Here is a 20,910-nt window from a genome sequence, read left to right on the forward strand (position 1 = left end):
AAACAAAAAACGCCACCCGAAGGTGGCGTTGTCACGTAACAGCTCTCGCTCTGGCGGATCAGGTGAGCGCGCTGCGACTCTGTGCCTCAAGCCAGCCAAGGAGGGTCGCGACGCGGGGGTCCCGCTCCAGCTCGCGATGACAGACAGCCCCCCATTCACCGCGCCCGGTCGTCACCTGTCCGGTCGGGTTGATGAGTCGACCGTTCGCCAGGTCATCGTCGGCAAAGGGCCCGTTGACCAATGCGACGCCCTCCCCGCGCGCCGCCATCTCCAGGGCGACGGCCAGAGTGTCGACCACGATGCAATTGCGGGTGGGACACGGGCCTAGCGACAATGCCTCGAAGTAACTCTCCCAATTCCAGCCCTCGGTGTAGACCCCGATCAACGGCAGCGTCTTCAAGGCATCCGCGGGAACCGGGCGTGTATCGTCGCCCAGCAGCTGGGGGCTGCATACCGGGAGGAGGCGTGACTCGAACAACGGCTGCCAGTGCAGGTGGTCCGCCAGCGACGCATCGCGGAAGACGATACCGACATCGGCATTGGCCTCATCGAACTCCCAGCCGAGACTGCACGTCATCAGCTTGAGCTCGACTTCAGGATGCATGGCCTGGAAATGCGACAAGCGCGGTGCCAACCAGCGAATCGAGGTCGTCACATAGACCTGAATCGTCAGCGGCTGGGCATGCTGCATCTGGCGCAGCGACTCGGCGCCTTGCACCAGGCCCGCCAGCGCTTCACGCACTACCGGATAGAAACGCTCGCCAGCCGCCGTCAGCACCACATGACGGCCTTCACGGGCAAACAGTTTCACCTCCAGACTCTCTTCGAGACGCTGAATCTGGTTGGCGATGGCCGGATGCGTCAGGTTCAGCTCCTCGGCAGCCGCACGGAGACTCAGCAGACGCGCAGCAGCTTCAAACCCTTTCAGCGAACTCAAGGGCGGCAGTTTCTGCAGTGGCAGAGGGGTTGGCATAGACGACACTCACGAAAGGCAAAAGGCGAGCAGGAAGCAACCGGTATCCCATGAACGATAGACGTTCTCGACACACTCTCCCGTTCACGGCACACGGCTGCCATCAGGCCCTCTTTCGCCATGAGACAATGGCAAAGCGGGTGACCGTCGCTGACAGCCACCCGCACAATTGACCTCATGTTACCAAAGCCGCCATGCCGCGTAATGCCGATGCGCGTCGGCAAGCTACCCGGGGCCGGCTCAACAGGCCCGGCTCAACAGGCCCGGCTCAACAGGCCCGGCTCAACCGGACTGACTCAGACGGCCTAGCTCAGCAGGCGCTCGTCGAAGGGGTAGTCGGACAACAGCTCCACCTGACCATCGTCACGAATGTACAGCTGCTCTTCGAGCTTGACGCCTTCACCGCCGGACTCATGCCCGATATAGCTCTCCACACACAGCGTCATCCCCGGCTTGAGGATGCCGTCGTAACCCTTGTCCTCGATATCCTCGCGATGAACGATGTAGGGATACTCGCCGTTCATCCCGACACCATGCGCCAGGGCAAAGTAACGACGCGCGCGGTAAGCGGGAGGGATTCGCCAGGCGCGTTCGGTGTATTCCTTGAAGCTGACCCCGGGCTTGAGATTTTCCATGTTGGTCTGGATCTGGTCATACGCCATGCGATAGAGCGATTTCTGCTCGGCGCTGGCCTCCCCCGAACCACACAGGAAGGTTCTCGAGAAATCCGCATAGTATCCGTAACGTCCCACCACATCGGTATCCAGTGCGACCAGTTCTCCTGCCTGGATGACACGGTCGGAACATTCCTGGAACCAGGGGTTCGTGCGCGGCCCGGAATTCATGAGGCGTGTCTCGATGAAATCGGCGTCTGTCTCGATGATGTGCTGGTGCAGCCGCGACCAGGCGTGATTCTCGGTGACGCCAGGACGGATGGAGGCCTCCAGTTTGCGCACCCCCTCCTCGACCGCTCTCAGGGAGGAGCGAATCATCTTTATCTCGTTGGGTACCTTGATGGCACGTGCCTGCTCAAGGGGCTCATGGGCATCCAACACCTGATAGCCACGCTGCTCGAGCATGAAAGCGGCTTCTGCAGTCGCGCTTTCGAGGGCGATCCGCTCACCTCCGCCACACTGGCGCACGAGGTCAATGATTTCATCCGCCCAGGCCCTGGTGACGTCTTGTGTATTCTTCTCATTGAAGTAATAGGAAATCGCCTTGGCCGGACGAATCTCGTCCACGGTCGGCAGATGGCTGGCCAGGTGTTCACACCCCGAGAACTCGAACAGCACGACCGGCCCTGCCGCGGGGACGAATACGTAGCGAGCGGGATTGCGTGAGCTGTATACCTGCATGTTGCGAGACCCGGTGGCATAGCGGACATGGGCCGGGTCGAACAGGACTGCCGCCGAGATATCGCGACGGGCCAGTTCCTGGCGAACACGCGCGAGTCGGTCGCATTGGATCTGCGCAATCTCTTCCGAAGTCGGTTCGCAGTCTTCCAGTGCATGGGTCGGGGCCAGAATGCCCATCGCTGTCAGGTCCATTTTCATGTGAAGTGCCCTGTGGGAAAAGTTCGGTCATGCGCCAAGGCGCGTACAAGGGGGAAGGCGTCACGGGAATGTCGCGCCCGTCTCAGTCGAGCAGACCATCGGCACGCCGGACGTGCTGAGCTTCCGCCAGAATGTGCTGCTCCGAGACTCGTCCATACAGCTGACGCGTACGTTCAAGCCGGCCGACCACTCCCGGGGTTTCGGAATACGCGAAGATCGCCGTCAACCGGGGGACCTCACCCGACACCTGCGTGACGCGGTGCAGACTGAACCGCCCCTTGAACAACTGCAGATCGCCCGGGTTGAGGCTCAGGGTCTTCACCGCTTCACGCGACTCTCCCCGAATCACTTCGCCTACGGCAGCGTAGTGCTCATCGTTGGGGGTACGGATGCCGGGGCAATACTCGAACTGACCCCCGCTCTCGGGCTGTTGCGTCATCATGGTGACGATGAATTCGTTGGTGTCGTAGTGCCAGGGTTGCTCGGTGCCATCTGGCAGCACGTTGAGCACGAGCCCGGCAAAGGGGTCGGCATACTCGTACACCCGCTCACGACCAAGACAGGCCGCCACCAGTTGCTTCATGGCCTGCGAGACGTACAGCCGCTGCATCAGGCTATCGGCAGGGATCATGTCGCGCGTCACGAAGCCACTGGTGCGCGTCATGAACAAGCGACGCGGGTCCTGTTGGGGCAAGCGGTCGTCATCGGCCGTGAAATAGGCATTCACCTCGCGGGTGTTGTAGAACGCGGTCTCGGCGAGACGGGCCGTTTCCGCTTGCATCTGCGCAAGGCGCTCCGGACGCAGAAATCCTCTCAATACGGCGCAACCCTCACGCTCGAGATCTTCACGCGCCTTGGCGATCGTGGCCTCAAGCGCTGGAGATCGGGGGTCATGCAGGGGGTAACGCTCGGTATCGACCAACGCGGAGAGATCGACGGTCTCGGCATCGGCCAATTGCGGGGGCATCGCGGAAGTCAGGTCAGTCACGGAGGTATCCTCACGTCGTGGGGCTGGGGGACAAGACAGCTCGTGGGTCAGGCACTATGCTGGCCAGAATCCATGCATTTGAGAAACGAGTCATTCCAATGAAATCCATCGGCAAACCCGATACATCAAGCGCAGACGCCCCTCGCCCGCTGCCATCGCTGGATACGGATCTCCTGCTGGCATTCGTGACGGTGGCCGACAGCGGGAGCTTCACTCAGGCGTCGCGGCATCTGCATCGCACGCAGTCCACTGTCAGTCTGCGCATCAGCACCCTCGAGGAGCGTCTTGGCTATCGACTGCTGATGCGAACCAGCCGTCATATGGAATTGACCAATGCCGGCCGAACGTTTCTGCGTTACGCACGACGCATCCTGCAACTGCAACGCGAAGCCGTGGCGGCCCTCAGCGAAAACGACCACCCGATCACGTTGCGCCTCGGCTTGCCGGAGGATTACGCCACCACCTGGTTGCCAGAGCTGCTGGCACATCTCGGCGAGCGCCACCCCCAGATCCGTCCGCACATCCACTGCCGGATGTCCACGGAACTGCTGGAACAGCTCGATGCCGGCCAGCTGGATCTGGTCATCGCGGTCAGCCACAACCAACAACGCCAGGGGGAACTGCTGTCTCGCGAGCCTGTCGTGTGGGCGGCGCATCAACGCTTTGTGCTGGACCCCTCCGCTCCGCTGCCGTTGGCGCTGTTCCCCGAACAATGCATCTATCGCGAGAGGGCATTGTCCGCCCTGACCCAGGCAGAACGCAGTTGGCGTATCGATTCCACCAGTCAGAGCCCCAGTGGCTTGAGAGTCATCGTCAATCAGGGCCATGCCATCACGGTGGCAGATCGACGCTCGTTGCCTGAGGACTGGTGCGAGCTGGGCACCGAGGCAGGGCTTCCGGCGCTACCCACTGCCGAAATTGAACTCCATCGTTCCCCCAGCCTGACGCATCCGATCTTCGATACTTGCGCAGAGATGATTCGCGAATTGTTGCGAGAGAAACCTCAAGTGCGATGAATCCTCATCAGGATCACTGGTCTTGCTGCTTATACGGGCGTTTTTACTATCTCCATTACGACCCCTGACATTCTGCCTGCGACAGGATGGAAGATTTTCCGATCTGCCCTGCAATACGCTGCACGGCAGTTCGCTGCATGTCACAGGGAGCCCGGAAAGCTGACGTCATTCCGCCTCCTCCTCGAGCACTGACGTTGCAAAATCAGATGATCGTCCCTACATGATCAGACGCTCATTCCCCCCCTTACCGATGAGGCCCCTGATCGGCGCAGACAAGACGTCAAGCGCCACCCCGAGATGATCGGTAACACCTGACAACAAGATGATCGGCTACACCCGACAACAAGATCGAGGAGTATCAAATGTTCGGAGCATCCGTGCGCCCACTGGTCTTCTGGCCACCTTTCATTCTGCTGTTCGCCTCCGTATTGGCGAGCTTGATCGATCTCGACAGCTTTCTGGCTGTCACCACCAATCTCAACAACCAGGTACTGAGCAAGTTCGGCTGGTTGTTTTCCATCACGGCGCTCAGCATGGTGGTGGCCTGCCTCATAGCCTATCTTTCGCCATTGGGCCGCACCCGTATCGGCGGTGAGAACGCGACACGACTGTTGTCCCCATGGCGTTGGTTCTCCATCACGTTATGCACCACGTTGGCCGTGGGCATCATGTTCTGGTCGACCGCAGAGCCGCTTTATCATCTGCACTCGCCGCCCACCTCGCTGGACATTGCCGCCAATAGCCCGGAAGCCGCGCGGTTCGCGCTCTCGACCATGTTCCTGCACTGGTCGTTCACGCCCTATGCGATCTACACCGTCCCTGCGCTGATCTTCGCCCTGATGCATTACAACCTCGGCAAACCCTTCTCGCTCGGGACCCTGTTCGTGCCGCTGCTGGGAGATCGACTGATCGGTCGCAAGGGACGTGCGCTCGATGCACTCGCGCTCTTCGCCCTGGTCTGTGGCATGGCGTCATCCCTCGGTACAGGGGCCATGACACTGGCAGGCGGCATCGACCGCTTCCTCGGCACTGGCTCGGGCCCGCTGATGCTGGGCATCGTCACCCTCGCAATCGTGCTGTGTTTCACCGCTTCGGCGGCCAGTGGTCTGCAAAAAGGCATCGCACGCCTGTCCGCCATCAACGCCAAGGCCTTCTTCGCCTTTCTCATCTTCGTATTCGCCTTCGGTCCGACGCTGACCATCCTGGGCTACGGCACGGAAGCGGCTGGCGAATACTTCACCAACTTCATGAACAAGAATCTGTTCACCGGGGCCTTCGACAATGACCCCTGGCCACAGAGCTGGACCATCTTCTACTGGGCCAACTGGATGGCATGGGCACCGATCTCGGCTCTGTTCCTGGGCAAGATCTCACGGGGGTATACCGTGCGACAGTTCATGCTGATCAACATGGTGGCGCCCTCACTCTTCTCGATCATCTATGTCGCGGTGTTCAGCAGCACGACATTGAAGCTCGACATGGATACCGCCGGGGCACTCAACACCATCCTCAGCGAGGCCGGAGCTGGCTCGGTGATCTACGCACTATTCGATGAGCTACCGATGAGCTCTCTGGTGGGGGGGATCTTCCTGGTCATCGCCTTCCTGTCCTTCGTGACAGCGGCCGACTCCAATACCGACGCCATCAGCCAGCTCTGCAGCTCGGATAGCCAGGAGGCTCTGGCAGGCAATGAAAGCGAAGACCGCAGCAAGGGCCGCCTGATGATGAAGATCATCTGGGGCTCGACCATCGGTGCCGTCGCCTGGATCATGACCTCCTTCGTCGGCATCGACGGCATCAAGATGCTCTCCAACCTCGGCGGGGTACCAGCGCTCTTCATCGTGATCGGTGCCACGGCGTCTCTGATACGACTGGTCTCGATCGGCACCGCCAAGATCGGCCTCGAGCACACGCCGTCACGCAGTTATTCGGCGGAAGCCCATCAGCGCTGGCAATCTTCCCAGTCCAGCTGAGCTAGCTCGAGATGGCGTGATACTCAAGTCCTCTAGGAGAAACCACGACACCCCCGGGCCGAAAGGCAATGGGGGTGTCGTGGTTTTCTCTTGAGTGTCATGACCCGCACAGTGGCGTGGGCCATGCAGCCTGCGTGACGGCTCGGGGGCGTTAGCCACTGACGCAATTTCCGGACAGAACTTTCTGGAAATCCCGCCAGCGCATTACATGAACGCGCGCGTATATACGCCGTTGATGAGCGAATCTCAACGCTGACAAAACAGAATTTTATGGGTTAGGATCCGCACCCTCACAAGAAATTATAGGAATGCGTATGTTTGGCTCTTCCATCCGCTCCCTGGTCTTCTGGCCACCGTTCATCCTGTTGATGGTCGCGGTGGCAGCAAGCCTCATCAATCTTGAAGGCTTTCTCGCCACCACGACGGCCTTGAATGACTGGGTACTCAACAAGTTCGGTTGGCTGTTCTCGATTACGGCATTGGCGATGGTGGTGACATGCTTGATCACTTACCTGTCACCACTGGGCCGGACCCGGATCGGTGGTGAAAATGCCACGCGGATCCTGACACCCTGGCGCTGGTTTTCCATCACGCTATGTACCACGCTGGCCGTCGGCATCATGTTCTGGTCGACCGCAGAACCGCTCTATCACCTGCATACTCCCCCCGGTTCGCTGGATCTGACGGCGAACTCTCCCGAGGCGGCGCGCTTTGCGCTCTCGACGATGTTCCTGCATTGGTCATTCACGCCCTATGCGATCTATACCGTGCCGGCATTGCTGTTCGCTCTGATGCATTACAACCTTGGCAAGCCGTTCTCGCTCGGCACGCTCTTCGTGCCGCTGTTGGGTGATCGCCTGATCGGTCGCAAGGGCCGCGCGCTGGATGCACTGGCGTTGTTCGCACTGGTCTGCGGCATGGCATCGTCATTGGGTACCGGCGCCATGACATTGGCCGGCGGCCTGGACCGCTTCCTGGGGACCGGCACTGGCCCGCTGATGCTGGCACTGGTGACTCTCGCCATCGTGGCCTGCTTTACCGCCTCCGCGGCCAGTGGTCTGCAAAAAGGCATTGCGCGTCTGTCCGCCATCAACGCCAAGGCCTTCTTCGTCTTCATGGCCTTCGTCTTTCTGTGCGGCCCGACCCAGACCATTCTTGGCTATGGCACCGAAGCCGCGGGTGAGTATTTCAACAATTTCATGCAAAAGAGCCTGTTCACCGGGGCCTTCGATGACGATCCGTGGCCGAAAAGCTGGAGTATCTTCTACTGGGCCAACTGGATGGCATGGGCACCGATTTCCGCCCTGTTCCTGGGCAAGATTTCCCGTGGCTATACCGTGCGACAGTTCATGCTGATCAACCTGGTCGCGCCGGCACTGTTCTCGATTACCTACGTAAGCGTCTTCGCAAGCTCCACTATCCAGTTCGACATGCAAAGTGGCGGTGCGCTTTACCAACTGCTGAATGAGTCTGGTGCAGGCTCCGTCATCTATGCCCTGTTTGACGAACTGCCGATGAGCACCCTGGTCAGCGCCGTCTTCCTGATCATCGCCTTCCTGTCCTTCGTGACGGCAGCCGACTCCAACACCGAAGCGATCAGCCAGCTGTGCAGCACCGACAGCCAGGCCGCCATGGCCGGTGACAGTGATGAAAACACCCATGATCGTCTGCTCATGAAGATCATCTGGGGCTGCACCATCGGCGCCGTCGCCTGGATCATGACGGCCTTCGTGGGCATTGACGGCATCAAGATGCTCTCCAACCTCGGCGGTGTGCCGGCGCTGTTCATCGTGATTGCCGCCACGGCGTCTCTGCTGCGTCTGGTGTCAATCGGTACCGCCAAGATCGGTCTCGAGCACACGCCGTCACGTAGCTATTCGCCCGAAGCGCACCTGCGCTGGGAAAGCACTCGCAAGACGGCAGAAAGCTCTCGGTAAGCCAAGCCCTGCGCCGAGCATGCCTGCCTTGGGCATGTTTAAAACAACGCCCTGTCTTCGGACAGGGCGTTTTACTGTAGGTAGGCCGCTTTGAAGACTCGCTCTCCCATGCGTCAACCTCCTCTTCCACGCCGAGTCAGCCGTTGCCTGGGCCATTGAGGGAGTCTTTTCCTCAAGCATTGGACAAGTAATACGCATGACGTGATGACAACGATTTATTCCACTTCCTGGCACCATTCAGAACACTCAGCAAATAAACACAACTCATGCCGAGTAATGTTATTTATATAATACGTCATATCTTCCATGCTGCTCTGGCACGTGTCACGCAACTGAACATCGTCGCACCCGCTCGTCCAACCACCGTTGACGTGAATGAGAGGCAAGCTTTCCCCGCCAGGGTGTGGACATTGACATGCGCATAATTTATCGTTGCCAACGAATTTGATAACGAGAGAAAATAAAAACACCGTTTTGCCAAGCTTGGGGCTGACCAACAACTCGTATCAGCGCCCTTGCAAGGCTTGACCGATCACAAGGACGCGTATGCGATATCATTATTCCGATGAAGGCAGATGCATGCCACGCCGCCCTCCCCCAAGCTCCCGCCTGACCGGGAAGTGCCACCAACTCCGTTTTCATTGACCGAGATTGCCGATTATTGATGACGCGGCCCACGTGCTGCGCTGGATGCCATTTGCTTGAGCAAATGACGCAGAACTACGTCCACGGCTAAGAACCTTCCCCTCCTTACTCGTCGCTATCGACAACCGTTTGCCCTCGGGCAACTGCGTTGCGTAGCGCCCTGTTTCCCTACCGAGGGCCAGTTCTTGAACAACGAATCGCTATATCAATTCTCTACCCTGACTGTCGTACTGCTGCTGCTTGCCTTCTATGGCGGCACCTACCTGATGACGCTGGGGATCCGCAAGAAAAATGAAGATGCCGATGCCTTCATGGTCTCCAACCATCGCGTTGGCTTCGGCATGGGCGCGGCAAGCATGACGGCTACCTGGATCTGGGCGGCCTCCTTCTATGCTGCCGCCACCTCCGGCTATACCTATGGTGTCTCAGGGCCGATCCACTATGGCCTGTGGGGTGCACTGATGATTCTGTTCATCTACCCCTTCGGCCGCCGCTTCCGCAAGCTGGCGCCCAATGCGCATACACTGGGCGAGCTCATCCACGCGCGCCACGGCTCCTCCAGTCAGCTGATTCTGGCGCTCTCCAACCTGCTGGGTAGCGTGATCAGCCTGATGGTCAACTTCACCGCCGCCGGGGCGCTCGTCTCCGTGCTCTCGCCGCTGTCCTTCCAGGCGGGCGTGATCATGGCGGGCGTGGGGGTGCTGTTCTATACCCTGTGGTCGGGCTTCCGCGCCTCGGTACTGACCGACTTCGCGCAACTGGTTGCCCTGATGGCGATCGCCATCGTGATCATTCCGGCAGTATTCTTTGCGATGGGTGGCCCGACAGAGCTGGTCGCAGGCCTGGATAACCTGACGCCAGAGCAGGCCGACTTCTTTTCGACGGATGCCATCCTGAACCAGGGGGCGCCCTTCTTCGTCGCGGTACTGGCCTATGCGATCGGTAACCAGACCATTTCCCAGCGCCTGTTCGCCGTCAACGAAGACCACATCAAGCCGACCTTCCTCACCGCGACGCTGGGCTATGGTGCCATCGTCATCGGCCTGGGCATGATTGGCCTGATGGCACTGACACTCGGGGTAGAGCCGCTCAACGGCGACATGAACAACCTCATCCCGCAGATGGTGTCCGAGTATCTGCCGCCGTTCTTCATCGCGCTGTTCTTCATCCTGGTGATCGGCTCGCTGTCCTCCACCGCGGACTCCGACCTTTCCGCGCTGTCCGCCATCATCATGGCCGATGTGTATGGCAAGAATATCGCCCGCGGCAAGCCAGACCCGAAGCGCATGCTCTTCATCGGCCGCTTGACCATGATCACCGCCACGGTGCTGGGTATCGTCTTCGCCAGCTTCTCACTGGATATCCTGGTGATGCTGGTCTTCGTCGGAGCTCTGTGGGGCGCGATCGTCTTCCCGGTCATCGCCAGCTGCTTCTGGAACCGGGTGACCAACACCGCCTTCACCACGTCGGTCATCGTCGCGATGGTGATGTTCTGCCTGGCACGCTTTGAACTGGTGCCGCTGACGGGCATGAGCGGTCTGTTCTTCGAGCTGCTCGCCAGCATCGGCGGCGGCGTGATCATCGGACTGATGGTATTCGGCTTCCTGGGGCGCATTCTCGGCATCCTTGCGGGAATCGCGGCCATGATCGCTATGCTGATCTTCGCGACTGACTTCCTGCGCGACTACACCGTCCTGCTCGCATCGCTGACCGCTTACGGCACCAGCACCCTGGTGTGTGTGGTCATGAGCCTCGCCAGCCGACAGGAACGCTTCGACTTCGACACCATCACCGCACGTGTCGGCAACTATGACGAAGCACTCGACTCAGGCGAACGTGATACGACAACACCGATCCAGACGCAGCCTGCTGCCTCCACCGGCGCATGATTCAGGATAACGTCCGAGACAGAACAGGGAGACAACACACATGACATTGCTATTTGCCACCTACGTACTGGTATGGCCAATGCTCACCCTGGCGGTATTGATCGTCATCTGCCGCGCGGTCGCACGTGATCGCCGCATCGCACGGGAAGAAAAGCGCGAGCTGGTATAAAGCCCTCTGGCGTAATGTGACGCCATGAACGCAAAAGCCCGCCTCTGGAATGTCCAGAAGCGGGCTTTTGCATGCTGTGGGTACGGCCTCACCTGATCGGTCATCAAGGTGCCAAAAGCTCACCGAATCTCGCTGAGCAGCACGCGGCGACCCTCGCGCCAGGAAATGAGCGCGGCTTCCGCCAGCTCAAGTGCCGCCAGGCCGTCCTGAGCGCCGGCCAGAGGCGCTCGCTTGTCTTGGCAGGCCGAGACGAAATCGGCGACCTCACGCCCGAATGCCTGAGCATAGCGCTCGAGGAAGAACCATTTGGGTCGTTCATCCATCACTCCCTGCTCGCCCGTGAAGCGCAGTCGCGTATCCGTCTCGTTGCGGGCTTCCAGCATGCCCTTGCTGCCGAAGACCTCGATGCGCTGATCATAGCCGTAACAGGCACGGCGCGAGTTGCTGATGCTCGCAAGCTTGCCCGAGACACTCTTGAGGCTGATCAGAACACTGTCCAGATCCCCCGCTTCCCCGATGGCCGGATCAATCAGGCAGCTCCCCGTAACCGATATCTCGCTGATCGGCTCTCCCAGCAACCAGGCAGCCATGTCGAGATCATGAATGCTCATGTCGCGGAAGATGCCTCCGGAAGCCGCGATATACTCAGCGGGCGGTGGCTCAGGGTCACGACTGGTGATGGCGATCATTTCCAGCTCACCGACACGTCCCTCAGTTACCGCCTGCTTGAGCGCCGAGAATTGCGGGTCATGACGACGATTGAAGCCGAGAGCGCAGGTCACTGGGTGCTCTGCCAGCACGGCTAGACACTCACGGGTGCGCGCGAGGTCCAGGTCGATCGGCTTCTCGCAGAGAACTGCCTTGCCAGCACGCACGGCACGCTCCAGGAAGTCGGAGTGAGTCGGTGTCGAAGACGCGATCAATACTGCCTCAATCGCATCAGAGGCAAAGACCTCCTCGGCGGACAGTACCGGCACCGAGTATTCACTGGCCAAGGCTTCGGCAGCCGGCGCGTAAGCATCACTGATGCAGGCAAGCTGCGCTGTCGGATGTTCGGTAATGGCGCGGGCATGCACACGGCCGATACGACCTGCACCCAGTAGAGCAATCTTCATATCCAGAATCCTTTCATGGCGTTGAGGGTGATAATTTTGAATCGGGGAAGCAAGAACCTGTTCAACTGGCAACGACCATTGGCAACAAGCCAGACTGCTCATCTACTGATGGGGAGCCTCCATGATGAGCGTCTCACGGCGTGGTAGCAGAACGTCAGGGCGTCAGAAATGTCGCCTCATCCCGAATCCCCACCCGGTTACCGTCGGGATCATGCAGATGTATGGTCCTGCCCCATAGTGTCTCTTCAATTTCGGCGTCGATACCCCAGGCTTTGACATCTGCCAATGCCTGATCGATATCCCTGACATTGAAGCGTAGCTTGGCGCTACCTTGTTCTGGTGTCTTGCCGCCTTCAATGGCTTTCCCACCCTGCTCGATCATCAGATAGCCCGCCCCATAAGACAGGCAGGTCAGCCTGAAACTGCCATCTTCCTTGCTGAACATCAGCGGCAGTTCGAAAAGACCTTGATAGAAAGCGACACACTCCTCGAACCGTTCTGTATTCAATATCAGGCCATACCGCGCGACGTTATGCTTCATCCATGTGCCCTCTGGCTGTGACTTGGTGTCCTTTGATCATGCCATCGGTATCGGGGCAGAACGATAGTGCCCGGTGCAAGACATGCTCCCGCCAGCACGTGAAGATTGCCAGCGGGAGTAGATAACGACGGCTTGATGAACAGTCCAGAGCGCTCCTGGTTTACTCAGCGGTCAGTGGCAAGCCCTGACGAGCAAGACGACGGCGACGCTTGCTCAAGCGAGTGCCTGTGATGTTCTCGAGCTCCTCCAATGTCTTGCCCTTGGTTTCCGGCACGTAGCGCAGCACGATCATCAAGCTGATGAAGGTCAGGACAGCGTAGAGCCAGAAGCTGAATCCACCACCGACGAGTTCATTGAGGAAGTCGCTCTGGCGCATCATCGGGAAGGTTTGAGTGACGATGAAGCCCAGCAGCCACTGCGCCGCCACGGCCAGTGACATGGCTCGTGCGCGGATGGCATTGGGGAATATCTCGGAGACCAGTGTCCAGCAGACACACCCCCAGGAGATGGCAAACGAGACGACATAGACGATCAGGGCGATCAAGGCGCTGATGCCCGGTTCGCCATTGCCGATCACGACACCCAGGAAAGTCATGCCGACGATGCTGCCCAGGCTCCCCGCAATCAGCAGCGGACGACGGCCAACCTTGTCGATCAACAGCATGCCCAGCAGGTTACCGGCGACGAAGGTAACCCCCATGATGGAGGTCTGGAACAGGGCATCTTCATTGCTGGAAGTGACGGCGGACAACACATCCGGGGCGTAGTACATCACCACATTGATGCCGGTCAGTTGCTGGGCAGCCGCGATGAAGATCCCGATGGCCACCAGCCCCAGCATCCCCTTGGTACGCAGCGACGCGTGACGCTTGCTCTCATTGTGCTGGAAGGATTTCTGGATCTCGCCCAGCGTGCGTTCAATGGCGTCGCCATGATAGAAGCGCGCCAAGACTCGGCGGGCATCGTCCAGACGCCCTTTCAGCACCAACCAACGTGGAGATTCCGGCACGAAAGGAATCAGCACCGCAAACAGAATGGAAATGATCGCTTCAGACCCCAGCATCCAGCGCCAGCCGTGATTCAGGATCCAGGTTTCCGCCATGCCCTTGGCAATGAAGTAGTTCACGAAGAACACCACCATCTGGCCAAAGACCACGGATTGCTGGAACAGACTGACGGTGCGCCCACGCATATAACCGGGTGACATCTCGGAGATATACATCGGTGCCATGACACTGGCCATGCCGACGGCAATCCCGCCGAGAATGCGCCACCAGATGTAGGCATCAAAGGTGCTCGCCAGGCCGGATCCCAGTGCTGACGCCGTGAACATCAACGCTGACAGCATGAAGACGGCCTTGCGCCCATAGGCAATGGACAGCCGTCCGGCGATGAGTGCGCCACCGATACAGCCGATGACCACAGATGAGACTGCCCAGCCCTTCTCGGCGGCGGACAGATCAAAATACTGCGCGATGGGCCCGATGGCCCCGGAGATGACGCCGGTGTCATAACCGAACAGCAGGCCACCCAGGGCGGCCACCAGAATGATCTTGATCAGGAAGACAAGCTGCGCTGGCGTCAGCTTTTCTTGATTGTCGGGTGAGGAGGAATCGGTGGATGCTGAGGGGGTAGCGGTGTCGCTACCAGGGTGTGAAGTGGGCATGACGACCTCTCGTGATCGATTGTTATAGTATTACGAGAACTGCTGAGGCAGATGTGGCTCGAGTGCTCGTGGCATCTGACGCACCACGCTATCGAGACAAGTCATTGCGGTATCTTCCGTGCCCTGCCGTCTTCTGGCGCGATGACGACAGGGCATCATGCGGATCAGGCTTCCGCCAGGCCCTTTTCAAGAATGCTGCGTTCAATGAATTCACGACTTTCGCGGGCATTTTCCAGCGCGCTGTTGTCCTTGGTCGGGTCCACGTCCTGCTCGACGGTGATCCAGCCTTGATAGCCGATGGATTCCAGGCTATCGCGGACCGCGTCAAAGTCGACACAGCCCTGGCCCAGCGGGCAGAACACGCCCTGGCCAATGGCGGTGTAGAAGTCGATGCCATCCTTCACCACGTTTTCCAGCACCGGCGCCTGAATATCCTTGAAGTGGATATAGGCGACGCGCTCGCCGTAGGTGCGAATCAGCTCGGCGGGGTCGATCCCAGCATAGGTGCAATGGCCAGTGTCGATGCACAGCTTGACCAGGTCAGAGTCCAGCTCTTTCATGGCGCGATCGACTTCATCACGATACTCGATATAGGTGCCGGCATGCGGGTGAAGCACCGGCATCACGTCATATTCCTGACAGATTTCAGCCACTTGTCGGATAGTGACCATCATCTCGTTCCATTGCTCATCATTGAGACGTGTTGCGGTTTCCTGCTGGCCAGCCTCATCGGTGCGCGGCGAGCTGACGTGATCGATGATGACCATATAGTTGCCCCGCTGCGGCTTGAGCACTTCACAGGTCGCGCGGGTGTAATCCAGGATTTCCTGACGACGTGACGCGTCATGCAGATGCTTGAAGATGGTACCGGCGATCAACTCGAGCCCTCGGCTGTCCAACGCGGACGCCAGTGCTGCCTGCTCGGTCGGCAGATAGTTGAGCGGACCCAGCTCCGTCGCCTTGAAGCCGGCGCCGGCGATCTCATCCAGTACGGTCTGCCAGCTGGGGTTGGCGGGATTGTCGGCAAACTCGATACCCCAGGAACACGGCGCGTTGGAAAGCTTGATTTGCATGAGGATGTCCTTCTCTTTGGCGTTGTCGTTGTCTTTTGAAATAACCATCGTCAGTAGCGCATTGGCGAAGCGACCTCACAGCAACCGCCAATCCATGGCGGTGATAGCGTCAGAGAGAGGCGCTCCAGATGCCGGCAGTCAGGTCAGAACGCGACCCAGCGATTCTCGTTGTCAGACGATTCCACACAGCACTCCAGCAACCGCACACCTTCGATACCGGCGTCGATATTGGGGAACCAGAGCGACTCCAACTCCTGCTCTGACAGACCGAGATGCTGAGTACTTCTGCCATCACGGCGCGCATCGGCGCCCTGCATGGCGAGTGCATAGCGGTGATAGACATTGGCCCAGGATTCGAAGAAGCCTTCGGCATGCCCGCCGCCGATGCGATTGCTGTTCACGGCGCTGTCGCCTTCGGCGAGATAGCCCATGCCACGCTCGAGAATGCGGGCCGGCTCGCCCTGCACTTCCAGGCGCAACTGGTTGGGATACTCATCCCACCACTCGATACTGGCCTTCTCTCCCACCACGCGAATCTTCTGTTGGTGCATGGAACCCGCGTTCACGGCGCTGGCCCACAGCGACCCCACCGCGCCGTTCTGGTACTGGAGCAACACCTGGGCGTTGTCTTCCAGCGGCGCACGCGAGGCCACGAAACTCTGGCGGTGGCACATCAGGCGTTCGACCTTGAGTCCGGTGATGAACTGGCCGGCATAGAAGATGTGCGTCCCGAGATCCCCCAGCACATAAGTCGGCCCGGAAACGGCAGGACTGGTACGCCACTTGGCGCCGCTGCTGACCTGTTCGACCGGCTGGCTATGGAAGCCATGAGCGAATTGCATGTTGACCATGCGGATCTGCCCCAGCTCACCCGACTGCACCATGGCGCGGGCCTGGTGCAGCATCTGATAGCCGCTATAGCCATACATGACACCGAAGACCAGACCGCGCGCCTGTGCTTCGGCCTTGAGCTCCTCGGCCTCGGCAACCGTGAAAGTCACCGGCTTTTCGCAGATCACGTGCAGACCGGCCTTGAGCGCTGCCAGGCTGATGGCATGGTGGGTGCTGTTGGGCGTGGCGATGCTGACCGCCTGAATGCCGTCCTCGCGAGCAGCTTCGGCCTCGAACAGGCTGGCGTAATCCGGGTAGCAACGCTCTGGATCGAGTCCCAGGTTGGTGCCGAATTCACGCCCGCGTTCAGCGTCGAGATCGAAGGCACCGGCGACCAGCTGGAACAAGTTGTCACGATGGGCAGCAGCACGATGGGCGTGGCCGATTTCACTGCCACGGCCACCACCGACCATGGCCCAGCGCAGCGGTGCGATATTGTGTTCTTCATTGAACATCTGGGTTCTCCTGCAAATGCATGGGTGCTGGTAATTGGCGTTGTCATTCCAGGCGTGTTCATGAGGCCCGTTGCGGTGTGCGCCAGGCCTCACGCAGAATCAGAGCCCGCGACGCTGATGGACACGGCCGGCATTCATGGCGGCAACCTGCGCTTCATCCACGTCCTCGCGGACGACTTCGGGTAGCCCCACATCCCACCAGCAGTCACAGGAAGACCACTTGCTGGAATCGATATCCACCACGATGACGTAGGTCCGCGGGCTCTCCTTGGCGCGCTGGTAGGCGGCCCGGAAATCACTGATGTCACTCAGGTGCTCACCATAGGCACCTTGCGACTGGGCATGCTTGAGGAAGTCGACGCGTACCAGCTCATCGGCCTGGCTGCGACAATCGGCCAGCATGTTGTTGAAGGACGGATTGCCACTGTTGTTCTGCAGCTTGTTGATGACCGCAAACCCGGCGTTGTCACACACCAGCACGATCATCTTGTGGCCCGTCAGCACCGAACTGTAGATGTCGGAATTCATCATCATGTAGGAGCCATCGCCGACCAGGACCACGACCTCGTTGTCGGGATTGGCGATCTTGGCGCCCCAGCCGCCCGCCACTTCATATCCCATGCAGGAGAAGCCGAACTCGATATCGAACTTGCCGAGCTGCTTGCTCTGCCAGTTCATGTTGAGCTCTGCCGGCAAGCCACCGGCGGCAGTCAGCACGGTATCGCCGGGTTCCTGCACCGCATTGACGCTGGCAATGACCTGGGCGTAGGACGCCATCTCGCCGGGCGTGATCTCGCCACGGTTGGCGCACAGGGATTTCCACTCGGCGACCTCAGCCTGGCCCTTTTCCAGCCAGCGCTGATCGGCTTGCCATTCACCCAACCCGGAATCAAGACGCTCCAGCGTGTGGCGAGCATCGCCGATGACCGCCATGGCGCGATGCTTGATGGCATCCATATGCGCCACGTTGACTGACACGATCTTCAGCGCTGGATTACGAAACACCGACCAGGATCCGGTGGTGAAGTCCTGCAGGCGTGTGCCAAGGGCCACCAGCACATCACATTGTGCCGCCATGGCATTGGCTGAATTCGAGCCAGTCACACCAATCGGGCCGATATTGCAGGGGTGGGATTGCAGCAGCGAAGAACGGCCCGCAATCGTCTCGACCACCGGAATATTACGACGTTGTGCAAAGTCGGCCAGCAACTGATTGGCTTCGGAATAATGAACGCCACCGCCAGCGATGATCAGCGGCTTCTCCGCCTTTTCCAGCAGGGAAATGGCATCCTGTACAGCACGCGTATCGGCTTCCGGACGCCGAATATGATGGATGCATTCTTCGAAGAGTGCCTCTGGATAGTCATAGGCAACGCCCTGGATATCCTGTGGCAATGAAATCATGACCGGCCCGCAATTGGCGGGATCCGTCAGCGTCGCGATCGCTGTCGGCAAGGACTGCATGATCTGTGCGGGATGAGTGATGCGATCCCAATAGCGAGTGACGGGCTTGAAGGCATCATTGACGCTCAGGCCAGGTTGATGGGCATGCTCGACCTGCTGCAGCACCGGGTCTGGCAGGCGCGAGACATGGGCATCGCCGGCGAACATCAGCAACGGAAGACGGTTGGTGTGCGCAATACCCGCAGCCGTGATCATGTTGGTGGCACCCGGCCCGATGGAGGTGCTGGCGATCCCGATGCGCTGGCGCTTGTTGGCCTTGGCGTAGGCAACGGCGGCAACCGCCATGGACTGCTCATTCTGGCCGCGCCAGATCGGAATCGTGTCCTGGATGTTGTGCAGCTGCTGCCCCAGACAGGTCACGTTACCGTGGCCAAAGATGGCGAACCCGCAACCGAACAAGGTCTCGACACTGCCATCGAGTTCAATCTTCTGCGCCGCCAGGTATCTGGCGATGGCTTCGGAGACGGTCAATTTTATCGTTTTCATTCCTCTCTCCCGACGAGCATATGGCGTTGTTTTATTGTGTGCATTCAGGTCGAAAAATCCGCACCTGAAGCTCAGTGATGATGACGTAGGAAAATGATGGTCAGCGCTGAATTCTTCGCCGTTTGAAAAGACACTAGCAGCGCTTGAAAACGTTTTCATCTTCATTTTCAAAAAAAGTGCTTTCCTTGGATCAAAGTTCAATAAGGATGTCTTGGCATGATTGAAGCAGCCTATAAAACTGTCGCTTCGATCACCCTTATCCTATTGATCATCCCAAGGAGCACTCGACACCACTCCGGCGAAAGCCGCCATCTCGTTGCCAATGGCGCTGGCACGAAAAGCGCTTCATGGGGAGTGATGCATGCAAAACGCAGCCTCCCAAAACGCTCTGCGAAAACGCCATGACCACTTCAGCATGGCTAGACGAGGCCACCATCCACGATATAGGTCTGGGCCGTCATCATGCGACTGTCATCCGCCGCCAGGAACAACACCATCCGAGCCACATCCTCGGGCTGTACCCGCTGGTGCAGGCTCTGATTTTCCAATACCTGCTTCTCCAGCTCGGGATTCCACCACAGCGCCTTCTGACGCTCGGTAATGATCCACCCCGGCAGCACGGTATTGACGCGAATCCCCGCATCTCCCATGTCACGCGACAAGGTGCGCGTCAGACCGATGGTGGCCGCCTTCGCGCTCGAATAGGCCGAGATGTCCCGCGAGCGACGCAGGAAGCTGGGCGAGCTGAAATTGATGATCGACCCGCCGCCCGCCGCCTGCATCCCGGCAAAGACTGCCTGACAGGCAAACACCACATGGCGAAGATTGGTGGCCTGAAGGTCATCCCATGTCTCGACATCCAGCTCCGTGAGCGGTACCCGGGTATCACGCGCGGCATTGTTGACCAGGGCCCCTATCGGCCCCCACTCATCTGCTGCAGCCTCGATGACCGTGCGCAGCTGCTGGATGTCAGTTACATCGCAATGTCGGTAATGCACCTCTCCTCCCTGATCGGTCAGACGCGCCGCCAGGGCCTCGCCAGAGGCATCATCGATATCGATGAAACTCACTCGCGCCTGCTGCTCACAGAAATGCTCTACCAAGGTCGCGCCGATGCCGCTGGCACCGCCACTGATGAAGACATGCCGGCCTTCCAGGCTGGGATAACGTGCGAACTGATTCATTTCGTCTCTCCTTTGATAGCGTATCGCTGGCTCAAGCGAACGACTGCCACGGCCAGGTACATTCAATAGCCTTCACAATGATTCGCGCTGCGCTCCATGTCCTTCAGTACTGCCTGTGCCCCTGTCATCAACAGACGTGTATCGGCGCCGACCGTGACCAGATCACAGCCACGCGCCAACATCCGTCGCGCATGCGCGGCACTGCCGTTGTGAATACCGATGACGCTGCCGTGCTGCCGAGCCCGTGCGACAATCTCGCCGATCAAGGTATCCATGGGGCCATCACCGTGATCAAACCCCGGTGTGTGTCCATGTGACAACGCCAGATCCGCAGGACCGATATAGATGCCATCCAACCCCTCGACGGCCAGAATCTCTTCCAGGTTCGCCACGCCTTCGCGGGTCTCGATCATGCCCAGCACCAGCATCTCGTCATTGGCATGCTTCGCATAATCCGCTCCGCCATACAGCATGGCGCGATGAGGGCCGAAGCTGCGCATCCCCAGCGGGGGATAACGACAGGCGGCCACCAGTGCCCTGGCGTCATCGGCGGTGTTGATCAAAGGCGCGATCACGCCATAGGCCCCCGCATCCAGCACCTTCATGATCAACCCCGGCTCCAGGCTTGGCACTCGGACAAGCGGGACGGTGTCAGTGGTGGAGATGGCCGTCAGCATCGGCAGCAGATCGCTGTAATCGATCATCCCGTGCTGCATGTCGATGGTCAGGCTGTCCCAGCCCTGATGGGCCATGATCTCTGCCGAGAAGGCACACGGCATGGAGAGCCAGCCATTCACGACGCCCTCTTTTTGGGCAATGCGTTGCTTGAGGCGATTGAGGCGCATGGGGTCTCCCTCTGGAATTCATCAACGGTGGAGGTCACAAGGGACGG

General features: G+C 59.4%; 16 protein-coding genes. 5 read left to right on the top strand and 11 right to left on the bottom strand.

Annotated elements, in window-relative coordinates; translation table 11 throughout:
• Positions 1–58: 58 nt before the first annotated feature.
• The 3 genes from MSG32_RS07435 to MSG32_RS07445 all read right to left on the bottom strand — a co-directional run bounded on the left by MSG32_RS07435 (position 59) and on the right by MSG32_RS07445 (position 3,514).
• A complete protein-coding gene (locus MSG32_RS07435) occupies positions 59–973 on the bottom strand; it encodes a LysR substrate-binding domain-containing protein (RefSeq protein ID WP_248379015.1) in 915 nt (304 codons plus the stop codon).
• A 305-nt stretch (positions 974–1,278) separates the two neighbouring features.
• Positions 1,279–2,526 (bottom strand): Xaa-Pro peptidase family protein, encoded by a 1,248-nt coding sequence (locus MSG32_RS07440; RefSeq protein WP_248379016.1) that lies wholly within the window; start codon positions 2,524–2,526, stop codon positions 1,279–1,281.
• Positions 2,527–2,608: 82 nt separating this feature from the next.
• Positions 2,609–3,514, bottom strand: a complete 906-nt coding sequence (locus MSG32_RS07445; RefSeq protein WP_348983966.1) for a phytanoyl-CoA dioxygenase family protein — start codon at positions 3,512–3,514, stop codon at positions 2,609–2,611.
• 98 nt (positions 3,515–3,612) lie between these two features.
• Between MSG32_RS07445 and MSG32_RS07450 the strand changes: the two genes are divergently transcribed.
• The 5 genes from MSG32_RS07450 (at position 3,613) to MSG32_RS07470 (ending at position 11,143) form a co-directional block, all read left to right on the top strand.
• Positions 3,613–4,530 (top strand): LysR substrate-binding domain-containing protein, encoded by a 918-nt coding sequence (locus MSG32_RS07450; protein ID WP_131431801.1) that lies wholly within the window; start codon positions 3,613–3,615, stop codon positions 4,528–4,530.
• A gap of 362 nt (positions 4,531–4,892) precedes the next feature.
• Entirely contained in the window at positions 4,893–6,503 is a 1,611-nt protein-coding gene (locus MSG32_RS07455; protein WP_248379017.1) for a BCCT family transporter, read from the top strand.
• A 314-nt stretch (positions 6,504–6,817) separates the two neighbouring features.
• Positions 6,818–8,440 (top strand): BCCT family transporter, encoded by a 1,623-nt coding sequence (locus MSG32_RS07460; protein WP_248379018.1) that lies wholly within the window; start codon positions 6,818–6,820, stop codon positions 8,438–8,440.
• Positions 8,441–9,270: 830 nt separating this feature from the next.
• The gene (locus tag MSG32_RS07465) at positions 9,271–10,974 is read left to right on the top strand and encodes a sodium:solute symporter family protein (protein ID WP_248379019.1); all 1,704 of its coding nucleotides are present in this window, start codon (positions 9,271–9,273) and stop codon (positions 10,972–10,974) included.
• Between the two features lie 40 nt (positions 10,975–11,014).
• On the top strand, positions 11,015–11,143 hold the full coding sequence (locus MSG32_RS07470; protein WP_248379020.1) for a putative transporter small subunit: 129 nt from the start codon (positions 11,015–11,017) through the stop codon (positions 11,141–11,143).
• A 119-nt stretch (positions 11,144–11,262) separates the two neighbouring features.
• On the opposite strand, the gene iolG is transcribed toward MSG32_RS07470, so the two are convergent.
• The 8 genes from iolG to MSG32_RS07510 all read right to left on the bottom strand — a co-directional run bounded on the left by iolG (position 11,263) and on the right by MSG32_RS07510 (position 20,863).
• A complete protein-coding gene (gene iolG, locus MSG32_RS07475; protein WP_248379021.1) occupies positions 11,263–12,258 on the bottom strand; it encodes an inositol 2-dehydrogenase in 996 nt (331 codons plus the stop codon).
• A gap of 154 nt (positions 12,259–12,412) precedes the next feature.
• Complete coding sequence (locus MSG32_RS07480; protein ID WP_248379022.1) at positions 12,413–12,799, bottom strand: VOC family protein; 387 nt, start codon at positions 12,797–12,799, stop codon at positions 12,413–12,415.
• A gap of 160 nt (positions 12,800–12,959) precedes the next feature.
• Positions 12,960–14,465: a sugar porter family MFS transporter gene (locus tag MSG32_RS07485; RefSeq protein ID WP_082388443.1), complete on the bottom strand. Its 1,506-nt coding sequence runs from the start codon at positions 14,463–14,465 to the stop codon at positions 12,960–12,962.
• 164 nt (positions 14,466–14,629) lie between these two features.
• The gene (locus tag MSG32_RS07490; protein ID WP_248379023.1) at positions 14,630–15,538 is read right to left on the bottom strand and encodes a TIM barrel protein; all 909 of its coding nucleotides are present in this window, start codon (positions 15,536–15,538) and stop codon (positions 14,630–14,632) included.
• A gap of 143 nt (positions 15,539–15,681) precedes the next feature.
• Positions 15,682–16,884 (bottom strand): Gfo/Idh/MocA family oxidoreductase, encoded by a 1,203-nt coding sequence (locus MSG32_RS07495; protein ID WP_248379024.1) that lies wholly within the window; start codon positions 16,882–16,884, stop codon positions 15,682–15,684.
• Positions 16,885–16,983: 99 nt separating this feature from the next.
• Positions 16,984–18,834 carry a 3D-(3,5/4)-trihydroxycyclohexane-1,2-dione acylhydrolase (decyclizing) gene (gene iolD, locus MSG32_RS07500; RefSeq protein WP_248379025.1) on the bottom strand — a complete coding sequence of 617 codons (1,851 nt, stop codon included), beginning with the start codon at positions 18,832–18,834 and terminating at the stop codon, positions 16,984–16,986.
• 419 nt (positions 18,835–19,253) lie between these two features.
• Positions 19,254–20,018 (bottom strand): SDR family oxidoreductase, encoded by a 765-nt coding sequence (locus tag MSG32_RS07505; RefSeq protein WP_192837993.1) that lies wholly within the window; start codon positions 20,016–20,018, stop codon positions 19,254–19,256.
• Positions 20,019–20,080: 62 nt separating this feature from the next.
• A complete protein-coding gene (locus MSG32_RS07510; RefSeq protein ID WP_248379026.1) occupies positions 20,081–20,863 on the bottom strand; it encodes an aldolase/citrate lyase family protein in 783 nt (260 codons plus the stop codon).
• Positions 20,864–20,910 lie beyond the last annotated feature (47 nt).

The organism is Cobetia sp. 1CM21F (assembly GCF_023161745.1).
GTDB classification, from domain to species: Bacteria; Pseudomonadota; Gammaproteobacteria; order Pseudomonadales; family Halomonadaceae; genus Cobetia; species Cobetia amphilecti.